Consider the following 4,130-nt stretch of genomic DNA (forward strand, 5'->3'; position numbering starts at 1 on the left):
GGATCGGTGGCATGAAACTCGAACTCCGAGGAATCACGAAGAAGTTCGGTTCCCTGGTGGCGAACGACCACATCGACCTCACTGTCGAGGCGGGGGAGATCCATTGCCTCCTCGGTGAGAACGGGGCGGGCAAGTCGACGCTGATGAACGTCCTGTACGGCCTGTACCAGGCCGACGAGGGCGAGATCCTGCTCGACGACCGACTGCAGCACTTCACCGGCCCGGGCGACGCGATGCGGGCGGGCATCGGCATGGTGCACCAGCACTTCATGCTCATCCCGGTGTTCACCGTTGCGGAGAACGTCATGCTCGGTCATGAGCAGACGAAGGCGGGCGGGCTGCTGGATCTGCCGGCGGCGCGGCAGCGGGTGCGGGAGATCAGCGACCGGTTCGGGTTCGATGTGGATCCCGACGCGCTGGTCGACGACCTGCCGGTCGGCGTGCAGCAGCGGGTGGAGATCATCAAGGCGCTCTCGCGCGATGCGCGCGTGCTGGTGTTCGACGAGCCGACCGCGGTCCTCACGCCTCAGGAGACCGACGAGTTGATGGCGATCATGCGCCAGCTCAAGGAGTCGGGCGCGGCGATCGTGTTCATCACGCACAAGCTCCGCGAGGTCCGCGAGGTCGCGGACAAGATCACGGTGGTCCGCCTGGGCAAGGTCGTCGGCGAGGCCGAGCCGACCGCGACGAACGCCGAACTGGCATCGCTGATGGTGGGTCGCGCGGTCGAGCTGACGGTGCAGAAGGAGGAGCCGACGCTGGGCGAGGAGGCCCTGCAGGTCGAGCACCTCAGCGTGGTCGACCCGATCGGGCAGCTCGTCGTCAACGACGTCAGCTTCTCCGTCCGCAAGGGCGAGGTGCTCGCGGTCGCCGGCGTGCAGGGCAACGGGCAGACCGAGCTGACCGAGGCGCTGGTGGGCCTGCAGCCGCGTGTCGAGGGGACGGTCACGCTCGACGGGCAGGAGATCACCCGCCACTCGGTGCGGCGGATCCTCGACGCCGGCGTCGGGTTCGTGCCCGAGGACCGTACGGAGGACGGCCTGGTCGGCGAGTTCTCCGTCGCCGAGAACCTCATGCTCGACCGCGCCGGCGGCGCCCCCTTCGTCAAGGCGGGCAATGTGCAGCGTGCGTTCCTCGCCGAGTTCGCGGCCGACAAGGTCGCCGAGTTCGACGTCCGCACCCCCGGCATCGAGACCAAGGCGGGGCGTCTCTCCGGCGGCAACCAGCAGAAGGTGGTCCTCGCCCGCGAGCTCAGCCGCGACCTGAACCTGCTCGTCGCGGCCCAGCCCACGCGCGGCGTGGACGTGGGATCGATCGAGTTCATCCACAAGCGCATCATCGAGACGCGCGACGCGGGCGTGCCCGTCGTCGTGGTCTCGACCGAGCTCGACGAGGTCACCGCCCTCGCCGACCGGATCATGGTGATGTACCGGGGCAGGGTCGTGGGCATCGTGCCCGGCGACACGCCCCGAGAGGTCCTCGGCCTGATGATGGCCGGCGAGAACCCCGGAGCGTCCGGTGACGCCCCGACCCCCGAAGGAGCCGCCGCATGAGCGACCGCAACGACCCCGACGTCGCGCTCGAGACCAGCGAACAGGTCCCGCCCGACGAACCGGTCATCGAGCCCGAGCCCCAGGCCGAGGAGCCCTCGCGCTGGCAGCGGGCGTTCCGTGAGATCGTGTCGGGCAACGCGATCATCTCGGTGCTGGCGGTGCTGCTGGCGCTGGTGGTGGGTGCGGTGATGATCGCGTTCACGGACGAGCGGGTGCAGTCGGCGTCGGCGTACTTCTTCGCCCGCCCGGGCGACACGCTCGCCGCGATCTGGGACTCGGTCGCCGGCGCGTACTCGGCGCTGTTCCAGGGCGCAATCTACAACTTCCGCCGTCCGGACTTCGCGTCCGGGATCCGGCCGTTCACCGAGACACTGAACTTCGCGACCCCGCTCATCGCGGCCGGTCTCGGCGTGGGCCTGGCGTTCCGGGTGGGCATGTTCAACATCGGTGGCCGCGGCCAGATGCTGCTCGCGGCATCCGCCGCAGGCTGGGTGGCGTTCTCGCTCGACCTGCCGTTCCCGATCCACATGATCGTCGCCCTCATCGCGGGCGTCGTCGCCGGCGCTCTCTGGGCCGGCATCGCGGGCCTGCTCAAGGCGCGCACCGGCGCACACGAGGTGATCGTGACGATCATGCTGAACTACGTCGCCCTGTACCTGGTGTCGTGGATGCTGCGCACCCAGGGCCTGCTCCAGGCGCCGGGCACGAACAACCCCAAGACGCCGCCGATGAAGGACTCGGCGATCTTCTTCGACCTGCTCGGGCCCCGGTTCAACCTGCACTTCGGGTTCCTGCTCTCGATCGGCTGCGTGTTCCTGGTCTGGTGGATCCTGGACCGCTCCAGCCTGGGCTTCCAGTTCCGCGCGGTCGGCCTGAACCCCAAGGCCGCCCGGGTGGCGGGCATCAACGTGAACCGCATGTACGTGTACGGCATGCTGATCTCCGGCGCCCTCGTCGGCCTGGCCGGCGTGGACCAGGTCCTCGGCACCGTCACCACCGGGTTCTCCTCCGGCATTGACGCCGGCATCGGCTTCGACGCGATCACGGTCGCCCTGCTCGGCGGGTCCAACCCGTGGGGCATCCTCGCCGCCGGCATCCTGTTCGGCGCGTTCAAGGCCGGCGGATTCGCGATGCAGGCCGCCGAGGGCGTCCCGATCGACATCGTCCTCGTCGTGCAGTCGTTGATCGTGCTGTTCATCGCGGCACCGCCGCTGGTGCGCGCGATCTTCCGGCTCCCGCAACCGGGCTCGAAGCCGAAGAAACGAACCCGCACGACCCGCAAGGAGGAGGTGGCGGCGAAGTGACCGCTCCCAGCCAGCACCACGCCACCGCGACCCCCGCGGCGCCCGCACTCGACAGCACCACCGTGATCAGCTGGAAGGCGCCGATCTCGTTCGCGGTCGTCACCGGGCTGCTCGCGGTCCTGTTCCTCGCCACCCGCCACGGCGGCGACGCGATCTTCCGCATCTCCGCCCCGCGCGACGCGATCCAGATCCCCGAACTCATCCTCAGCGGGCCGGTCACGACCTGGACCTGCATCGTGCTGATGACCGCGATCACCGTCGCCGCCGCCGCCCTCGTGCGCGCCAAGCGCCGGGTGCCGCTGTGGGTCGTGGTGATCTTCGCCGTGATCGGCCTGGTCGCGTTCCTGACCTGGGCCGCCGCAGGCGCCCGCACCCCCGTGATCCCGCTGCCGGGCCTGCTCGCCGGCGCGCTCAGCCTCTCCGTCCCGCTGATCTTCGGCGCCCTCTGCGGCGTCATCAGCGAGCGGGTCGGCGTGATCAACATCGCCATCGAGGGCCAGCTGCTGGCCGGCGCGTTCACCTCCGCAGTGGTCGCGTCGATCATCGGGCAGCAATGGCTCGGACCGATCATCGGACTGATCGCCGCCGCACTCTCGGGCGTGCTTGTCGCGTTCGTGCTCGCGGCGTTCGCGATCAAGTACTTCGTCGAACAGGTCATCGTCGGCGTCGTGCTGAACGTGCTCGTGATCGGCCTGACCAGCTTCCTGTTCTCCCAGGTCCTCGCCCCCAACGCGGCCCTGCTGAACTCCCCGCCCCGACTCCAGCGCATCCCGATCCCGCTGCTGTCCGAGATCCCGCTGATCGGGCCCATGTTCTTCCGGCAGACGCTGATCATCTACGCCATGTACGTGATCGTCGCGCTCGTGTACATCGGCCTGTTCCACACCCGCTGGGGCCTCCGGCTCCGCTCCGTGGGCGAGCACCCCACCGCGGCCGACACCGTCGGCATCAACGTCGCCCGCACCCGGTTCTGGAACGTCTCCCTCGCCGGCGCGATCGCGGGCCTCGGCGGTGCGTTCTTCACCCTCGGCGCCGTCGGCGCGTTCAACAAGGAGATGACCGCCGGCGCCGGCTTCATCGCCCTCGCCGCCGTCATCTTCGGCCAATGGGACCCCATCAAGGCCACCCTCGCCGCCCTGCTGTTCGGCTTCGCATCCAACCTGCAGAACACGCTCTCCGTGATCGGCTCCCCGGTCCCCAGCGAGTTCATGCTCATGCTGCCCTACGTCGTCACGATCCTCGCCGTCGCCGGATTCGTCGGCAAGGTCCGCGG

Annotated in this window: 3 protein-coding genes; all 3 read left to right on the top strand. The window is 69.3% G+C overall.

Going from position 1 to position 4,130, the window contains the following annotated elements:
• Nucleotides 1-11: 11 nt before the first annotated feature.
• A complete protein-coding gene (locus ABD230_RS19090; protein ID WP_344379036.1) occupies nucleotides 12-1,553 on the top strand; it encodes an ABC transporter ATP-binding protein in 1,542 nt (513 codons plus the stop codon).
• Complete coding sequence (locus ABD230_RS19095; protein ID WP_344379033.1) at nucleotides 1,550-2,857, top strand: ABC transporter permease; 1,308 nt, start codon at nucleotides 1,550-1,552, stop codon at nucleotides 2,855-2,857. Before ABD230_RS19090 ends, ABD230_RS19095 begins: the two co-directional genes overlap by 4 nt.
• The coding region (locus ABD230_RS19100) for an ABC transporter permease (RefSeq protein WP_425546263.1) at nucleotides 2,854-4,130 on the top strand (1,277 nt) is incomplete at its 3' end. The genes ABD230_RS19095 and ABD230_RS19100, both read left to right, overlap by 4 nt.

This window comes from Agromyces tropicus (assembly GCF_039531345.1).
GTDB classification, from domain to species: Bacteria; Actinomycetota; Actinomycetes; order Actinomycetales; family Microbacteriaceae; genus Agromyces; species Agromyces tropicus.